We start from the raw sequence: 17,179 nt of genomic DNA, 5'->3' as shown, positions 1-17,179 counted from the left end.
CGGTGCCTACGACAATCGGCGCGTCGTGAATCCTGTGGCACCCACCAGGGCAATATTCACCACGCGCTTCTCCTTGCAATTCATGATCTTGGCGCTGGAATTTCGACCTTGACCTGTTAATCTCGGCCGATGATCCGTCGTGCCCTTGCCTGTTGTCTCACCCTGGGCCTGGTCGCCTGCGCGACCCGGCCACAGGAACCCGTCCCATCGTCCACCGCCACGCCGCCGGCCAGCACGCCGAGCGAGGCCGCGCCGGAGCGCAAGCCGGACCTGCCGCCGGTGGACCTGACCCCGGTGCCGTTCGAGACCGCCCGCGCCAACTTCGTCCGCGACACCGCCGCCCGCTACCGGCTGGCCCCGGCCTACATCGAATCGGTGCTGGCGCAGGCGCAGATCCGCGAGCCGATCATCGCCGCGATGTCGCGCCCGGCCGAGCGGGTCAAGCCGTGGAACGAATACCGGCCGATGTTCATCAGCCAGGCCCGCATCGACGGCGGCAAGGCGTTCCTCGCCGAGCACCGCGAGCAGCTGCTGCGCGTGCAGGAACGCAGCGGCGTGCCGGCCGAAGTGATCGTGGCGATCATCGGCGTGGAAACCAGCTATGGCCGCAATGCCGGCAACCACCGCGTGCTCGATGCGCTGTACACGCTGGCGTTCAAGTACCCGCGCAGCGGCGACCCGGAAAAGCTTGAACGCGAGGTGCGCCGCGAGCTGTTCTTCCGCGACGAGCTGGCCAAGCTGTTCGAGCTGGCGGCGCTGGAGAAGCTGGACATCACCACGCTCAAGGGCAGCTACGCCGGGGCGATGGGCATGGGCCAGTTCATGCCGTCCAGCTACCTCGACTACGCCGTGGACGGCGATGGCGACGGCCGCCGTGACCTGTTCGGCAGCTTCGACGACGTGTTCGCCTCCATCGCCAACTACTTCGTGAAGAAGGGCGGCTGGGTGCGCGGCGGCACGGTGGCGGTGCCGGCCACGCTCGACGCCGGACGCGAGGAGTTCAACCCGGTCGACTGGACGCCGGACCTCGGCCTCGACGCACTGGCCGCGCGCGGTTACCACCCCGCCGGCCCGGTAGCCGCGGCGGACGCCACCGCCACCCCGGTCACGCTGGAAGGCAGTGACGGCAAGCAGTACTGGCTGGGCTTCCAGAACTACTACGCGATCACCCGCTACAACCTCTCCAGGATGTACGCGATGGCCGTGTTCCAGCTGTCGCAGGCCATCGCCGGCCGCGAGCTGCCGCCGGCATGAAACCGCGCTGGCTGGCGCCGCTGCTGGTCGTGCTCGGGCTGGCCGCCTGCAGCAGCGCGCCGAAGAAGCCGGCCGGCGCCAGCCACGGCAAGCCGGCGGGCAGCGTGGTGCAGGGCCACCAGGGCCGGCCGGCGCATTGCCCGGAAGGATCGCCCTACGCCAGCGCGCAGGAAGACCCCGGCACCCGCGGCCACTACCGCGCCGGCGGCCTGTACCGGCCCGGGGTCAAGGACAGCACCCCCGACTACGTGCCCGACGTGGCCTGCATCCCCGAGCCACTGGTCCGCAACGAACCGCGCTCGGCCGTCGGCAACAAGTCGCCCTACGTGGTGCTGGGCCGGGAATACAAGGTGCTGGACAAGGTGGACGGCTACACCGAGCGCGGCACCGCCTCCTATTACGGCGCCAAGTTCCACGGCCGGCTGACCTCCAACCGCGAGGTCTACGACATGTACGCGTTCACCGCCGCGCACAAGACCCTGCCGCTGCCCAGCTTCGCCCGCGTCACCAACCTGGACAACGGCGAGTCGGTGATCGTGCGGGTCAACGACCGCGGCCCGTTCCACGATGGCCGGGTCATCGACCTGAGCTACGCCGCGGCGGTACGGCTGGGCATCACCCAGCGCGGTACCGGCCGGGTGGAAGTGCGCGCGTTGACGCCTGGCGACGACCTGCCGCGGCAACCGCGCGACCGCGCCATCGCCGCGAAGCCGGCACCGGCGGCTTCTGCGCCGAGCCGCATGGACCAGCTGGTCGAACGGCTGCCGGCCACGCCCGTGGCCACCGCGCCGCAAGCGGCGGTGACCAGCGCTGCCGCCATCGAGGACGTGGCCGTGGCGGTACAGGCATTGCCCGCTGCCGCACCGCTGGCCAGCACCGATGCGGCCCCGGCCGGGCCGGTAGCGGCCACGCTCGGCGGCGTGCTGCTGCAGGTCGCCAGTTTCTCCAGCCGCGACAACGCCACGCGCGCGCTGGGCCAGCTGAGCTCGGCCGGCATCGCCGGCGCCACGCTCAGCGACGTGGTCAGCGGCGGCCGCACCCTGTGGCGGCTGCGGGTAAGCGCCGACGACCTGGCCGGCGCCGCGGAACTTGCCGGCCGCATCGCCGGTCTGGGTTTCGGCAAGCCGCAGATCGTCCGTGACTGACCCGCGTCCCGGTGCCGCCCGGAACGCATCGACGCATCCCCCTACAATGACGGCACGTTTTCCATTCCTCGCTGCAACAGGAACCGCTTTCCGATGAAATTCCGCTTTGCCGCCGCCCTGGCCACCACCCTGGCCGTTGGCCTGGCTTCCGCCCAGACTCCCGCGCCGACCCCGGCCACCGCCGCGCCCGCCCAGGTGGCGATCCCGCCGGCACCGGCGCCCTCCGCCGCCACCGCGTGGGTGCTGATGGACTACGCCACCGGGCAGGTGCTGGCCGGCGAGAACATCCACACCCCGGTGCCGCCGGCCAGCATCACCAAGGTGATGACCTCCTACGTGCTGGCGGCCGAGGCGAAGACCGGCAAGATCGGCCCCGACGACCAGGTGATGATGAGCGAGCGCGCCTGGCGCGAGGGCGGCGCCGGCACCGACGGCAGCTTCAGCGGCTTCCCGGTCAACAAGACCGCGCGGCTGGAGGACATGGAAAAGGGCATGGCGGTCCAGTCCGGCAACGATGCCGCCATCGCCCTGGCCGAGCACGCCGCCGGCAGCCAGGAGGCCTTCGCCGCGCTGATGAACAGCTATGCCGCCAAGCTCGGCATGAAGGACTCGCACTTCGTCAACGCCCACGGCCTGACCGCCGAGGGCCACCAGTCCAGCGCTTATGACCTGGCCCTGCTCGGCCGCGCCTTCGTGCGCGACTACCCCGAGACCTACGCCTACAACAAGATCAAGGAATTCACCGTAGGCAACATCACCCAGCCCAACCGCAACCTGCTGCTGTGGCGCGATGCCAGCGTGGACGGGATCAAGACCGGCCACACCTCGGCCGCCGGCTACTGCCTGCTCAGCTCGGCCCAGCGCGGCGACCAGCGCCTGATCGCGGTGCTGATGGGCGGCAGCTCGGAGAAGCAGCGCGCCGACGACAGCCTGGCGCTGCTGAACTGGGGCTTCCGCTTCTTCGAAACCCACCGTCTGTACGAGCCGGACAAGGCGGTGACCACGCAGAAGCTGTGGAAGGGTGCGGCCGACGAAGTGCAGCTGGGCGTGGCGCAGCCGTTGCTGGTCAGCGTGCCGCGTGGCCGCTACAACGACCTCAAGCCGAGCATGGACGTGCCCCGGCAGCTCGTCGCCCCGGTGGCCGCCGGCCAGCAGATCGGCATGGTCAAGGTGGCGCTGGACGGCAAGGTGATCGCCGAGGCGCCGCTGGTGGCGGTGGCCGCGGTGGAGCAGGGTGGCTTCTTCAGGCGCCTGTGGGATGCCTTCTGGATGTGGTGGGAGTCCTGACCGGCCTGCGTTGAACAACCCGCAAACCACCCAAGCCCTCGGCCGACACCGGGGGCTTGGCATTCATGGAGGGCGATTTCCCGCAATCTCGTGGTCCTGTGGGCCGGGCTGGCGATGAAAGTACAGTGCCGCCATGCTCGACATTCCATCCACGATGCCGGGCTTCGCCGAAACCACGAGCAAGGCCATGTTCAAGCCCCATCCCAGTCCCGCACTGAACGAGCACTTCGTGCGGAAGCCCTACCAAGGTACCGAGCCGGAGGACGCCCGTTTCCTGTTCATCGGGCTTGATGCGAACTACGCCAGCAACATTGAGCAGAGCCCGATATTCCCGAGCATTCTCCGTTACCACGACGATGGTCCCGGCTTTTGGCGCACCACTGGCGTCCACCATCCATTCCTGCTGCCCGGATACAGGGGCGACGGCAGGCGCTACCACCAGACGTTCGGCAGGGTCGGGTTCCAGCCTCGGCATGCGGACCTTGTTTCCTTCCTCGAATTGCTTCATGTCCCCACGGTCGGCAGGAGTGTGCTGGTAGCCGAGGACCTTCGGAAGTCGCATCTGGAGCGGATTCGCCACGGCATGTTCGCTGGCAACGCAAAATTCGTCTTCGTCTCAGCGGGCGTCCAGCGCCTTCTTGTGGCTACCGGCATGTTCCCGGAGGTCCGGCAAGTGCGCCGCAACCTTGGTGCATTGCGGGTACTGCACGAGAGCGAAGACCGGGCTGTCTTTCTGCATTTGCATTTCTCGAACTACGGGAAGTTCGAACAGCAGTTGCGCGCCGAGGCGAGTGCAATCACAGGGCTGCTTGCGTGCGACGACGCTTGAATTCGGTGTATCAGGCCAATGCGCCATGCCACTCCCGCCAGAGCGATCAGAAATCCAGCTGCTCCACGCTGATGCCCATCGCCTCGGCCGCGCGGGCCAGCGTGGTCTTGCGGGGACGGCTGGCGGCTTCCATCTGCGCGTAGGCGGCTTGGGTGATGCCCATGTGCGCGGCAACTTCGGCCTGGGTCAGGCGCAGATGTTCGCGCCACGCCTTCATCGGGCTGGTGCCATCCACCGTGGCGCTGACCACTTCGTTCGGGATCAGGTCGTTGCGGCGGGCGTACTCGCGCAGGAACAGGTCGTAGGGCATCACGACGAAGGCGGGATTGCCGTCGGCGCCCTTGATGGTCTGGATGTCAGTAGGTGTGTTCATCGCGTTTCTTGACCTCTTCGATGCTGACGATCTCGACATGGCTGTCGTGATTGAACAGGACGCGGTAATTGCCAACCCGGAGCCGGTAGTCGCAGGCGTGCTGGGTCAACGCCTTGGTACCGGAGCAATTCGGGAAATGAGGCAACTTCGTGGAGATGGCATCGCGAATATCGGCTTGCGCTTTGCGGTCCAGCTTGCGGAGCTGTTTGGCGGCTCTGGCTGTCCATAGCACCGAGTTCATATGGTGAAATATAAGTATTCAATAAGTATTGTCAAGCCAACGCCCAGCTGTGGAAGGGGGGAGCTCCCGTGCGCCTCTTACAGCGTCCGGCTGATGGTGAAGCTGCCGAACACCGGCAGTTCCTTCTGCCCGGCGAACTCGCGGGTGCGGTGGTAGCGGGCCAGCGCGAACTTCCACTTGCCGCGCATCACCGCCACGCCGTAGCCGATGTCGGCCACCAGCGGGCGCTTGTCCACGCTGTGGCTGTTGCGGAAGGTGTTGCCGTCCAGGGTGATGTCGCGCAGCACCCAGCGCGCGTCGGCGGTGAGGAACAGGTGGCCGGACCAGCCCTGCGCGCGCCCGGTGCGGGTGGGTGCGGTGTTCTCGCCGGCCGGGCGCGCCGGCGAACTGCCGAAGTCGTCCGGTAGCTTCCAGCCGAAGCGTGCCTCGCCGCCGACGTTGGCATGCGTGTCCAGGTTGCCGATCGCGCCGCCCCAGTGGCCGATGGCGTCCCAGCCCCAGCCCGTTCCGTTGGCCGACGGCCAGCGCCGCATGCGCTCGTGCAGCAGCTGGAACACCGGCTCGTCGCGCAGTTGGTTGCCCCAGCCCATGAACTTCTCGTCGCCGAGCAGGCCGTGCACGGCGTCCTGCACCTGCTTGCCCTGCGCCGACGGGCCGACCATGCCCAGCGCCAGCTGGGTGGTGCGCAGGCGGTCGCCGTGGCGCGCGTTGTAGCCGAAGTTGGCCAGCAGCACCGCGGCGTAGGGACGGTCGTCCTCGATCAGGTCCGCGCGTGCGTGGTCGGTCGGGGTGAACAGCCCCTGGCCGAAGCTGAAGATCATGTTCTGCTGCTCGAACTCGCCCGGGTGCAGGCGCTCCAGGTGGCGGTTCACCCAGCGCGCCAGCCGCGGCAGGCAGGGGTCGTCGGTGTAGTCCGCCAGGTTGGGCGATACCAGGGTGAGCAGGGCGCCATTGGTATAGCCCTGGTCCTGGTCGCGGCCGCCGAACAAGTCGTTGTCGATGCGGAAGTTGACCGCCGGCGGGTGGTCCTGCAATGCGCTGCGTGGGCAGGTATCGGCCGCATAGGCCGGCAGGGCCGTGCCGCATGCCAACGCCAATGGCAGCCATGCCGGAATCTTCATCCGCTCATTCTCGGGTCGGGAAACAGGGCGCAGCTTAGCGGGGCGGCGTGGCAACTGCAGCGGGGCCGGGCGGATCACATCGTTGCGGGGTGACGTGCGTTGTGGCAAACCACCGGGTGCCTGCGGTAGCATCGCCGCCGACCGGCCCGTGTTCTTCCGGGTGCGCCGCATGGCGCCAAGGGATCGCCGCAAGGTCGCCAAGCCAATGGAACGCACCGCAGACGGTGCAGGTAACGGGGGTTACACGAACATGCGTAATGTTTTCTCGCCGCTGGTTGCAGCGGCCATCACCGTGGGCATCGCCGCGGCCGTGGTCGGCCAGCCGGCACAGGCCGCTTTCAAGAAGAAGGGCACCCAGGCACAGGAGCAGCGCAAGCAGGCTACCGCCGAGATCCCGGTGTGCCAGCGCCCGCTGGGCACCATTTCGGTCATCGAGCCGGAGGATTCCACGCACTGGTGGACCGGCCAGCAGCTGCCGGCACCGTCGCGGCTGATCAAGGTGTTCGTCAACCGCTCGCGCTGCTTCACCCTGGTGGACCGCGGCGCCGGCATGGCCGCCAGCCAATACGAGCGTGAGCTGGCCGCCAGCGGCGACCTGCGCGGCCGCTCCAACGTCGGCAAGGGCCAGATCAAGGCCGCCGACTACGTAATGGTGCCGGACCTGATCTCGCAGAACAGCAATGCCGGCGGCAACGCCATCGGCGGCCTGCTCGGCGGCCTGGTCGGCGGCCGGGCCGGCGCGGTCATCGGCGGGCTGAACTTCCGCAGCAAGACCGCGGACGTGGTGCTGACCGTGACCGACGTGCGCTCCTCCGAGCAGGTGGCCATTTCCGAAGGCTCGGCGCGCAAGAGCGACATCGGCTTCGGTGCCGGCGGCGGCCTGTTCGGCGGCAGCGGCTTCGGCGCGGCCGGCGTTGGCGGCTATGCCAACACCGAGATCGGCCAGGTCATCACCATGGCCTACCTGCAGGCCTATACCGACATCGTCGCCCAGCTCGGCGGCCTGCCGGAGAACGCCTCGGCGGCCAGCGCCCAGCAGGCGGTCACGGTGGTCCGTGCCGGGCGCCTGCTGGCCAACGCCCAGGGCACCGGTGCGGCGGTGCGCTCGCTGGACCCGGGCATGATGCTGTACCCGACCGGCAACAAGGAAGGCGTGATGTGGGAGGTCGAGGACGAGCTGGGCAACAAGGGCTGGGTGTCCTCCACCCTGCTGGAACTGTCCAAATAAGCACGCTGTACCGGCCACGGCCGGTACGCCTTCGGTAGGTGCCGGCCGTTGGCCGGCACATGCTCCCGGAGGAACGGCAACGCAGCTTTCCGCGAAAGGGCCGCTTCCAGCGGCCCTTTCGTCGTATGCGGACCTTGGGTTTGCGGCCCCGCGGCCCGATAATGGCGGGCATGGAAATCAAGTCCGACAACCCCGACCACGGCTTCCAGTTCCCGGGCACCTTCGAGCTCAGCGCGATGGGCGCGGCCAACATCGGCCTGGAACATGAACTGCCGCGGCTGCTGCAGCTGTCCGGCGTGGACGTGCTCAGCGAGCGCATCAGCTGGAAGCATTCGTCCAACGGCAAGTACGTGTCCGTGCGCATCGCCTTCAAGGCCGACAACCGCGAGCAGTACGACGCCGCGCACGTGGCCCTGCGCAACCACCCGGAAGTGAAGTGGACGCTGTGAACACCTGCGCGGCCGTCCCGGCACGCGGCGCGCCGCTGCCGGCGACGGTACGCGACCTCGGGCGCCAGCCCTACGAACCGGTGTGGCACGCGATGCAGCGCTTCACCGACGCGCGCGGCGACGCCACCGGCGACGAGCTGTGGGTGGTCGAGCACGAGCCGGTGTTCACCCTCGGCCAGGCCGGCAAGGCCGAGCACGTGCTGGCGCCGGGCGACATCCCGGTGCTGCACGTGGACCGCGGCGGCCAGGTGACCTACCACGGCCCCGGCCAGATCGTGGTCTACCCGCTGCTGGACCTGCGCCGGCTCGGCATCGGCGTGCGCGACTACGTATGCCGCATCGAGCAGGCCATCATCGACACGCTGGACGAGTGGAACATCGCCGCCGAGCGGCGCGAGGGCGCGCCCGGCGTCTATGTCGGCGGCGCCAAGATCGCCGCGCTCGGCATCCGCGTGCGCCGCGGCTGCAGCTTCCACGGGCTGGCCTTCAACGTCGGCCTGGACCTGGAGCCGTTCCACCGCATCAACCCGTGCGGCTACGCCGGGCTGGCGGTGACCTCGGTGCTAGACTTGGGCGGTCCTTCGGGCATCGACGCGGTCAAGCCGGTGCTGCTGTCGCACCTGGCCCGGCAGTTCGGCCTCGAACTGCACGCCACCCCCGAATCGCCCGACCTGACAACGCGGTCCTGAGGCCGCCGGTAACGCCATGACTGAATCCACCAGCCGCTCCATCCCCCTGCAGGTCCTGCAGGACGACGTGCCGCCTGCGCCATTGCAGACCGGGGTCAAGCAGATCGGCGGCGACAAGATCGGCCGCTCGCCGGTGCAGTTCGCCGACGCACCGGTGCTGCGCAAGCCGTCGTGGATCCGCGTGCGCATCCCCTCCGGCAACGCCGTGCAGCAGCTCAAGGCCAAGCTGCGCGAGAACCGGCTGGTGACGGTGTGCGAGGAGGCCAGCTGCCCGAACATCCACGAGTGCTTCGGCCACGGCACCGCCACCTTCATGATCCTTGGCGAGGTCTGCACCCGCCGCTGCTCGTTCTGCGACGTCGCCCATGGCCGGCCCAAGCCGCCGGACGCGGCCGAGCCGCTGCACCTGGCGCAGACGGTCAAGGACATGGGCCTGAGGTACGTGGTGGTCACCAGCGTCGACCGCGACGACCTGCGCGATGGCGGCGCCGGCCATTTCGTCGATTGCATCAGCGCCATCCGCGAGTTCAGCCCCGGCACCAAAATTGAAATCCTGACCCCGGATTTCCGCGGCAAGGGCCGCATGGAGCGCGCGCTGGAGATCCTCGCGGTCAACCCGCCGGACGTGTTCAACCACAACATCGAGACGGTGCCGGACCTGTACCGCAACGTGCGCCCCGGCGCGGACTACCAGTGGTCGCTGACCCTGCTGAAGAACTTCAAGGCGCAGCACCCGACGATCCCGACCAAGAGCGGCATCATGCTCGGCCTCGGCGAAACCTTCGAACAGATCAAGGCCACCCTGCGCGACCTGCGCGCGCACGACGTGGAGATGGTCACCATCGGCCAGTACCTGCAGCCCACCCCGCACCACCACCCGGTGCTGCGCTACTGGACGCCGGACGAATACAAGGAGCTGGAGGTGTACGGCTACGAGCTGGGCTTCAGCCACGTCGCCTCCGGGCCGATGGTGCGCTCGTCCTACCATGCCGACCGCCAGGCCAAGGGCGCGGGCGTCGGCTGACATCCACCTCCGTGGTGGGCGGATGCGGTGGGTGCCGACCGTTGCTCGGCACATGGCCGCCAACCACCCGGCGCGCTGCGCCGCCGCCCGACCAACGGTCGGGCGCTACCGAATGTCCATGCACCACCGGGTGTGCGTGTGCTGCCGGCGCATCGCGGGAAAGGCCATTCACATTCCGCTACAGCCGGCCCGCTAGCCTGCGCACCGGGCCGGATGACAAGCATCGAAACTTCCGGCACTGTCCTGCTGTCCCATCCGGCTGCAGTCTCCCCCCATAGCACGGTGCCACGAGTACGTTGATGAACCATCGAGTTCCCGCTTTCCTGCTGGCCTTCGCGTTGACCCTGCCGGCCGCGCTGCTGGCGCGCGCCGACGCCCCGGCGCTGCCGTCCGCGGCCACGGTCGACCAGGCCACCACTTCCCGGCTGGTGTACGGGCTGTTGTCCGACAGCCGCTATGCCTACCGCCCGCGCGCGCTGGACGCGGCCACCTCGCAGGACGTGTTCGACCGCTACCTGAAGGCGCTGGACGGCGGCAAGCAGTTCTTTACCGCCGACGACATCGAGCGCTTCTCGCCGCTGGCCGAACAGACCGGTGCTGCGATCCGCAGCGGCGAGCTGGAGCCGGCCTTCCAGGTGTTCGCGGTGTACCGCCAGCGCGTGACCGAGCGCGTGGCCTATGTGCGCGGCCTGCTCAAGCAGGAACCGGACTTCACCCTCGACGAGCGCTTCGACTACGACCGCAAGGACGTGCCGTGGGCGAGCGGCGCCGAGCTGGACGAACTGTGGCGCAAGTCGGTCAAGAACGACTGGTTGCGGCTGAAGCTGGCCGGCAAGCCGGCCGCGGACATCCGCAAGACCCTGGACAAGCGCTACGCCACGCTGCTCAAGGGCATCAACGAGTGGAAGAACGAGGACGTGTTCTCCATCTACCTCAACGCCTACACGCGCGCCGTCGACCCGCATACCGACTACTTCACCCCGCGCACCGCCGAGAACTTCAACCAGGCCATGTCGCTGTCGCTGGAGGGCATCGGCGCGCAGCTGCAGCGCCAGGACGACGTGGTGGTGATCCGCGAGATCATCGCCGGCGGCCCGGCCTCGGTGGACGGCACGCTGCAGCCGGGCGACCGCATCGTCGGCGTCGGCCAGGGCAGGTCCGGCACGGTCGAGGACGTGATCGGCTGGCGCATCGACGACGTGGTGGCCAAGATCCGCGGCGCCAAGGACACCCAGGTGCGGCTGGAATACATCCCCGCCGCCGAAGGCCTGGACGGCAAGCACCGCATGGTCACGCTGACCCGGCAGAAGGTGCGGCTGGCCGAGCAGGCCGCCAAGGGCGAGACGATGACGATTCCCGGCAGCGGCGATGCGCCCGAGCGCCGCATCGGCATCGTCAAGCTGCCCACCTTCTATCAGGACTTCGAAGGCCGCCGCCGCAACGCCACCGACTACGCCTCGGCCACCCGCGACGTGGCCAGGCTGCTGGCCGGATTCAAGGCCGACAAGCTCGACGGCGTGGTGCTGGACCTGCGCAACAACGGTGGCGGCTCGCTGGACGAGGCGATCGAGCTGACCGGCCTGTTCATCGAGCAGGGGCCGGTGGTGCAGGTGCGCGAATCCGGCGGCCGCGTCACCGTCAACAGCGACCGCAACCCGGCGGTGGCGTGGGACGGCCCGCTGGCGGTGCTGATCAACCGCGGCTCGGCCTCGGCCTCGGAAATCTTCGCCGGCGCCATCCAGGACTACGGCCGCGGCCTGGTCATCGGCGAAACCAGTTTCGGCAAGGGCACCGTGCAGAACGTGGTGCCGCTGGACCGTTGGCCGGCCAGCGAGAAGGAACGCTTCGGCCAGGTCAAGCTGACCATCGCCCAGTTCTTCCGCGTCAGCGGCTCCTCCACCCAGCACAAGGGCGTGGTGCCCGACCTGGCGTTCCCGGCCAGCGTCGATGCCAGCGAGTACGGCGAGAGCACCTACGACAACGCGCTGCCGTGGACCCGTATCGCCGCGGTGCCGCACACCCGGTACGGCAATTTCGCGCCGATCCTGCCGCAGTTGGAAACGCGCCATGCCGGGCGCATCCAGGACGACCGCGAGTTCCAGTGGTGGCAGGAAGACGTCGAGCAGTTCCGTTCCGAGGCGGCGAAGAAGTACATCTCGCTCAACGAGGCCGAGCGCCGCACCGAGCGCGAGCGCCAGGATGCCCAGCGCAAGCAGCGCCAGGAAATCCGCAAGGAACTGGGCCTGCCGCTGGACCCGCTGGCCGACGACGGCAGCGACGACGGCCTGACCGGCAACGAGCGCGACATCGTCAAGGACGCCGCGCGCGAGAAGGCCGCCGAGAAGCGCCCCGACCCGCTGCTGAAGGAGTCGGCATCGATCCTGTCCGATGCGGTGAACCTGCTGGAGAACGACCGCCCGCTGTCGGCGCAGGTGCTGCCGCAGTCCAGCGGCCCCGGCCGTTGGGCCGATTGAGCGCCGGCAGCACGGCCAACCCGTAGGTGCCGGGCTTGCCCGGCACGGGGCTTTGCCGGGAAAGCTTCATGCGGGGCAAGCCCCGCATCTACCCCGTTGGCACGAGGCAGCCACGACGGGCAAACCGCGGACGCATTCCGGCGCGCCGGCCATGACCAGGTGAAACGCGCCGGCCACGGCGCTACGGTGGAGGCTGTTTCCAACGACGAGCGGAGTGGCAATGCAACTGGGCATGATCGGATTGGGGCGCATGGGCGCCAACATGGCGCAACGGCTGCAGCGCGGCGGCATCGCCGTGACCGGCTTCGACCCCGGCGCGGAGGCGCGCGAGCGTGCGGCGGCCGCCGGCCTGCCGGTCGTCGACGGCCTGCAGGCGCTGTTGCAGGCGCTGCCGGCCCCGCGCGTGCTGTGGCTGATGGTGCCGGCCGCCGCGGTGGATGCGCTGCTGGACGAACTGCTGCCGCTGCTGTCGCCGCAGGACCTGCTGGTCGATGGCGGCAACTCCTGGTACCGCGATTCGCAGCGGCGCGCGCAGCGCTGCGCGCAGGCGCGGCTGGATTACGTCGATTGCGGCACCAGCGGCGGCGTCTGGGGCCTGAGCGAGGGCTATTGCCTGATGCTGGGCGGCGCGGACGACGCACTGGCAAGGCTGCGGCCGGCGCTGCAGGCGCTGGCGCCGGCCCCCGACCGCGGCTGGGCGCACGTCGGCCCGGTCGGCGCCGGCCATTACTGCAAGATGATCCACAACGGCATCGAGTACGGAATGATGCAGGCCTACGCCGAAGGCTTCGCGCTGCTGCAGAAGAAGGCCGAGTTCGCGCTGGACCTGCCGCAGCTGGCCGAGACCTGGCGCCACGGCAGCGTGGTGCGCTCGTGGCTGCTCGACCTCAGCACCGAGGCATTGCAGCGCAACCCGCAGTTGCAGGGCATCGCGCCGTACGTGCAGGACTCGGGCGAGGGGCGCTGGACCGTCAACGAAGCCATCGAGCTGGACGTGCCGGCGCCGGTCATCACCCTGTCGCTGCTGGAGCGGCTGCGCTCGCGCGAGGACAACTCCTTCGCCGACCGCCTGCTGGCGGCGATGCGCGCCGGCTTCGGCGGGCATGCGCTGAAACGGTCCGCGGACGGCTGACGCGGCCGGCAGCCTGAACCGCGTCGCGTTCACTTCCAGCGGGCGGCATGCAATGCTTGCGGCGTTGTGGACGGTGCCGGCGCGGTCGCTGCGGCGCACTCCGCGCGGCAAGGAGAAAGGATGTTTTCCCGATTCACCGATGAAGGTTGGGATCGCTGGCGGTTCGCGGGGCTGGGGCTGGCCGCGCTGCTGATCGTCGTGGTGCCGTCGCTGACGCTGCTGCGCCTGTCGCGCGACAGCGTCAACGCCGCCAACTGGGTGGCCCACACCCAGGCCGTGAGTGCGCGCCTGTACGTGCTGCAGGCGGACATCCGCGACGTGGAATCGGCGGCGCTGACGCTGTCGCGCGGCATCGAGTCCGAGCCGCTGCGCCAGCGCCTGCAGCACGCCGAGCGCATCAAGGCCACGCTCGACGGGCTGGCCGCGCTGTTCAGCGACAACCCCGACCAGCTGCTGCGGATCGGCCGCATCAGCGCCATGCTCGAGCGGCGCATGGACGTGGCCCGGCAGGTCGCGGCCAGCCAGGACCCGCAGCGCCAGCGCGAGATGATCGAGGAGATGACCTTCAGCTACCCGATCCGCGACATCGTGGCCGAGCTGCAGCAACACGAGAGCGAACTGCTGCAGCGGCGGGTGACCGCCGCGCACAAGCAGCAACGGCTGGCGACCACGGTGACCTGGAGCACGCTGGCGGTGCAGCTGCTGCTGCTCGGGCTGGTGCTGTGGCTGCTGAAGCGCCAGATCGGCCGCCGCACGCGCGCCGAGCAGCGTTTCCTGCGCGCCAGCGCGCGCGCCAACTCGGTGCTGCAGACGGTGCGCGAGCCCATCGTCCTGCTCGACGGCGGGCTGCGCATCATCCTGCACAACACCGCGTTCTCCGAGCTGTACGGCATGGACGACGATCGCCAGGTCAGCGGCCGGCCGCTGCAGTCCATCGGCGACGGCGTCTGGGCCGACGCCATCATCCGCCAGCGCCTGGCCGACGTGCTGCTGCGCGGGCGCGAGCTGTGGGACTACGAGCACGAACAGCGCGGCGCCGACGGCATGGCCCGCACCATGCTGATCAACGCCCGGCGCATGCCGCTGCCGGACAGCGACGACGAAGTGGTGCTGATGACGGTCAGCGACGTCACCCTGCAGCGCCGCGTGCAGCTGCGGGTGGAGGAACTGAACCGGCAGCTGGAAGGCAAGGTCGAGCAGATGGCCGAGGTCAACCGCGAACTGGAGGCGTTCAGCTACTCGGTCTCGCACGACCTGCGCGCACCGCTGCGGCACGTGGCCGGCTTCTCCGACAAGCTCGGCCGCCACCTGGGCGAGGACGCGGACGAGAAGACCCGCCATTACCTGCAGGTGATCGGCGAGGCGGCGCAGCGCATGGCTTCGCTGATCGACGACCTGCTGGTGTATTCGCGGCTGGGGCGCGGGGCGATGCGCCTGCAGGCGGTGGACATGCAGTCGCTGGTCGCCGACACCCACGCGCTGCTGGATTCCAACCTGCGCGCCGAGGCCGGGGCGGACGGCAAGGTCCGCGACGTCGAATGGAAGATCGAGCCGCTGCCGGTGCTGGTGGCCGACGAGAACATGATGCGCCAGCTGTGGCTGAACCTGCTGGGCAACGCGGTCAAGTACACCGCCTGCCGCGAGCACGCGGTCATCGAGGTGAGCGCGCGGCAGCTGCCCGACGGCACCCAGCAGTTCAGCGTGCGCGACAACGGCGCCGGCTTCGACATGCAGCACGCCGGCAAGCTGTTCGGCGTGTTCCAGCGCCTGCACCGCGCCAGCGACTACCCGGGCACCGGCATCGGCCTGGCCAGCGTGCGCCGCGTGCTCACCCGCCACGGCGGCCGCATCTGGGCCGATGCCGTGCCGGACCGGGGCGCCACCTTCCACTTCACCCTGCCACCGCCCGCGCCCGACGCGCACCATTGAGGTCCACCCGCATGAATCCGCTCCGTACCATCCTGCTGGCCGAAGACAGCCCCGCCGATGCCGAGATGGCGATCGACGCGTTGCGCGACGCCCGCCTGGCCAATCCCATCGTGCACGTCGAGGATGGCGTGGAGGCGCTGGACTTCCTGCTGCGCCGCGGCGCCTGGAGCGAGCGCGGGGAAGGGCTGCCGGCGGTGCTGCTGCTGGATATCAAGATGCCGCGCATGGACGGCATAGAAGTGCTGCAACGGATCCGCGCCGAGGAGGAGCTCAAGCGCCTGCCGGTGGTGATCCTGTCGTCCTCGCGCGAGGAAAGCGACCTGGCGCGCAGCTGGGACCTGGGCGTGAACGCCTACGTGGTCAAACCGGTGGACATCGACCAGTTCTTCAACGCGGTCAAGACGCTCGGTACCTTCTGGGCGGTCATCAACCAAGCGCCGGACCAGGAGTAAGGCCCCATGCCCAACAAGGGAGCGCCCTTGGGTCCCCTGCACATCCTGCTGGTGGAGGATTCACCGGAGGATGCGGAACTGTTGTGCGACCAGATGCTCGAGGCCGGCCTGCAAGCCGGCTTCGAGCGGGTCGACAACGAGGCGGCGATGCGCGCCGCGCTGGCCGCGAAGGTGCCGGACATCGTGCTGTCCGACCTGAGCATGCCCGGCTTTTCCGGTTACCAGGCGCTGCGCATCCTGCGCGAACTGCATCCGCAGCTGCCCTTCATCTTCGTCTCCGGCACGATGGGCGAGGACACCGCGGTACAGGCGCTGCGCGAGGGCGCCAACGACTACATCATCAAGCACCAGCCGGCGCGGCTGCCCTCGGCGGTGGCGCGCGCGGTGCGCGAGGCGCGCGGCGAGCACGAGCGGCAGCGGGTGGCCGACGAGCTGATGCGCGCGCAGCGGCTGGAAAGCCTGGCGCTGCTCGCCGCCGGCCTCAGCCACGACCTGCGCAACATCCTGCAGCCGCTGCTGATCGTGCCGGACCTGATCCGCGACCGCAGCGACGACCCGAAGGTGACGCGGCTGGCCGACGTGGTGGCCGAAAGCGCGCGGCGCGGCCACGAGATGGTCGAGTCGATGCTGTCCTTCGTGCGCGGCTCGCGCCGGCCCAGCGAGCGCATCGTCCTGCCGCGCCTGTTCCAGGCGGTGGGCCTGCTGCTCAAGGGCAGCCTGCCGCGCAACGTCGCGCTGCAACTGGAGGCGGGCGACGAGCAGCTGGTGGTGGAGGCCAACTACACCGAGCTGCAGCAGGTGCTGATAAACCTCGCGCTGAACGCGATCCAGGCCATGCCCGAGGGCGGGCAGCTGCGATTGCTGGCCGAGCGCGCCGACGGCGAACGCCTGCGCATCCGCGTGCAGGACGACGGCATCGGCATGGACCGGGCCACGCAGGAACGCCTGTTCAGCCCGTTCTTCACCACCAAGGACAGCGGCACCGGGCTCGGGCTGGTGTCGTGCCGGCGCATCGTCGAGAGCCTGGGCGGCGAGATCGTGGTGCGCAGCCAGCCGGGGCAGGGCAGCTGTTTCGACCTGCTGCTGCCGTTGCAGGCCGCCGCTGCCGATGGCGCCGCCGATGAAGTGGCGATGCTGCCGGCCGGCCAAGGCCAGCGCATCCTCGTGGTGGACGACGAGGCCACGCGCCTGTCGCTGCTGGGCGACGCGCTGTCCAGCCAGGGCTATCGCCCGAGCGTGGCGCTGGATGGCGCCGCCGCGCTGCGGCTGGTGCAGGAAGCCGGCCTGCCGGACGCGGTGCTGGTCGATGGCGGCATCCCGCTGCTGTCGGCCGGGCAGCTGCTCGCGGAGATGCAGGGGCTGGGCTACGCCGGCCCGGCGATCGTGCTGGAGACCGACGACGGCCCCGCCTTCGCCGATGGCCCGGCGCCGGCCGGCCTGCAGGTGCACGTGCTGCCCAAGCCGCTGGAGATGCAGCGCGTGCTGCGTGCGGTGGCCGATGCGCTGGCGGCGGCGTGATCGCCGCCCGCCGGCCGTATCATTGGCGTTTCCC

At 69.4% G+C, this 17,179-nt stretch carries 16 protein-coding genes; 13 read left to right on the top strand and 3 right to left on the bottom strand.

Going from position 1 to position 17,179, the window contains the following annotated elements; all coding sequences use genetic code 11:
* Positions 1-129: 129 nt before the first annotated feature.
* From mltB to MIC98_RS16060, 4 genes are all read left to right on the top strand, one after another.
* Positions 130-1,254 (top strand): lytic murein transglycosylase B, encoded by a 1,125-nt coding sequence (gene mltB / locus MIC98_RS16075; RefSeq protein WP_239737841.1) that lies wholly within the window; start codon positions 130-132, stop codon positions 1,252-1,254.
* The gene (locus MIC98_RS16070) at positions 1,251-2,399 is read left to right on the top strand and encodes a septal ring lytic transglycosylase RlpA family protein (RefSeq protein ID WP_239737840.1); all 1,149 of its coding nucleotides are present in this window, start codon (positions 1,251-1,253) and stop codon (positions 2,397-2,399) included. Before mltB ends, MIC98_RS16070 begins: the two co-directional genes overlap by 4 nt.
* Before the next feature lie 93 nt (positions 2,400-2,492).
* Positions 2,493-3,686: a D-alanyl-D-alanine carboxypeptidase family protein gene (locus MIC98_RS16065; protein ID WP_239737839.1), complete on the top strand. Its 1,194-nt coding sequence runs from the start codon at positions 2,493-2,495 to the stop codon at positions 3,684-3,686.
* Between the two features lie 133 nt (positions 3,687-3,819).
* Complete coding sequence (locus tag MIC98_RS16060) at positions 3,820-4,515, top strand: hypothetical protein (protein WP_239737838.1); 696 nt, start codon at positions 3,820-3,822, stop codon at positions 4,513-4,515.
* A gap of 46 nt (positions 4,516-4,561) precedes the next feature.
* On the opposite strand, the gene MIC98_RS16055 is transcribed toward MIC98_RS16060, so the two are convergent.
* The 3 genes from MIC98_RS16055 to MIC98_RS16045 form a co-directional block, all read right to left on the bottom strand.
* Positions 4,562-4,888 (bottom strand): helix-turn-helix transcriptional regulator, encoded by a 327-nt coding sequence (locus tag MIC98_RS16055; RefSeq protein ID WP_239737837.1) that lies wholly within the window; start codon positions 4,886-4,888, stop codon positions 4,562-4,564.
* On the bottom strand, positions 4,872-5,129 hold the full coding sequence (locus MIC98_RS16050) for a type II toxin-antitoxin system RelE/ParE family toxin (RefSeq protein ID WP_239737836.1): 258 nt from the start codon (positions 5,127-5,129) through the stop codon (positions 4,872-4,874). Before MIC98_RS16050 ends, MIC98_RS16055 begins: the two co-directional genes overlap by 17 nt.
* Positions 5,130-5,206: 77 nt before the next feature.
* Positions 5,207-6,250 carry a lipid A deacylase LpxR family protein gene (locus MIC98_RS16045; RefSeq protein ID WP_239737835.1) on the bottom strand — a complete coding sequence of 348 codons (1,044 nt, stop codon included), beginning with the start codon at positions 6,248-6,250 and terminating at the stop codon, positions 5,207-5,209.
* 250 nt (positions 6,251-6,500) lie between these two features.
* Here MIC98_RS16045 and MIC98_RS16040 point away from each other — a divergent pair, with 250 nt between their 5' ends.
* The 9 genes from MIC98_RS16040 (at position 6,501) to MIC98_RS16000 (ending at position 17,145) form a co-directional block, all read left to right on the top strand.
* Positions 6,501-7,478, top strand: a complete 978-nt coding sequence (locus MIC98_RS16040) for a CsgG/HfaB family protein (protein WP_057641137.1) — start codon at positions 6,501-6,503, stop codon at positions 7,476-7,478.
* Positions 7,479-7,648: 170 nt separating this feature from the next.
* The gene (locus MIC98_RS16035) at positions 7,649-7,927 is read left to right on the top strand and encodes a DUF493 family protein (protein ID WP_057641150.1); all 279 of its coding nucleotides are present in this window, start codon (positions 7,649-7,651) and stop codon (positions 7,925-7,927) included.
* Positions 7,915-8,616 (top strand): lipoyl(octanoyl) transferase LipB, encoded by a 702-nt coding sequence (lipB, locus tag MIC98_RS16030; RefSeq protein ID WP_239737834.1) that lies wholly within the window; start codon positions 7,915-7,917, stop codon positions 8,614-8,616. The genes MIC98_RS16035 and lipB overlap by 13 nt, the downstream gene beginning before the upstream one ends.
* A gap of 16 nt (positions 8,617-8,632) precedes the next feature.
* Entirely contained in the window at positions 8,633-9,640 is a 1,008-nt protein-coding gene (gene lipA, locus MIC98_RS16025; RefSeq protein ID WP_239737833.1) for a lipoyl synthase, read from the top strand.
* A 299-nt stretch (positions 9,641-9,939) separates the two neighbouring features.
* On the top strand, positions 9,940-12,114 hold the full coding sequence (locus tag MIC98_RS16020) for a carboxy terminal-processing peptidase (RefSeq protein ID WP_239737832.1): 2,175 nt from the start codon (positions 9,940-9,942) through the stop codon (positions 12,112-12,114).
* A 220-nt stretch (positions 12,115-12,334) separates the two neighbouring features.
* Positions 12,335-13,246: a phosphogluconate dehydrogenase (NAD(+)-dependent, decarboxylating) gene (gnd, locus tag MIC98_RS16015; RefSeq protein WP_239737831.1), complete on the top strand. Its 912-nt coding sequence runs from the start codon at positions 12,335-12,337 to the stop codon at positions 13,244-13,246.
* Between the two features lie 120 nt (positions 13,247-13,366).
* A complete protein-coding gene (locus MIC98_RS16010; protein ID WP_239737830.1) occupies positions 13,367-15,175 on the top strand; it encodes an ATP-binding protein in 1,809 nt (602 codons plus the stop codon).
* 11 nt (positions 15,176-15,186) lie between these two features.
* On the top strand, positions 15,187-15,627 hold the full coding sequence (locus tag MIC98_RS16005) for a response regulator (RefSeq protein ID WP_057641131.1): 441 nt from the start codon (positions 15,187-15,189) through the stop codon (positions 15,625-15,627).
* A gap of 6 nt (positions 15,628-15,633) precedes the next feature.
* Positions 15,634-17,145: a hybrid sensor histidine kinase/response regulator gene (locus MIC98_RS16000; protein WP_239737829.1), complete on the top strand. Its 1,512-nt coding sequence runs from the start codon at positions 15,634-15,636 to the stop codon at positions 17,143-17,145.
* Positions 17,146-17,179 lie beyond the last annotated feature (34 nt).

The organism is Stenotrophomonas sp. NLF4-10 (assembly GCF_022359915.1).
Lineage (GTDB): Bacteria > Pseudomonadota > Gammaproteobacteria > Xanthomonadales > Xanthomonadaceae > Stenotrophomonas > Stenotrophomonas daejeonensis.
This window is presented reverse-complemented; position numbering and strand designations above follow the sequence as displayed.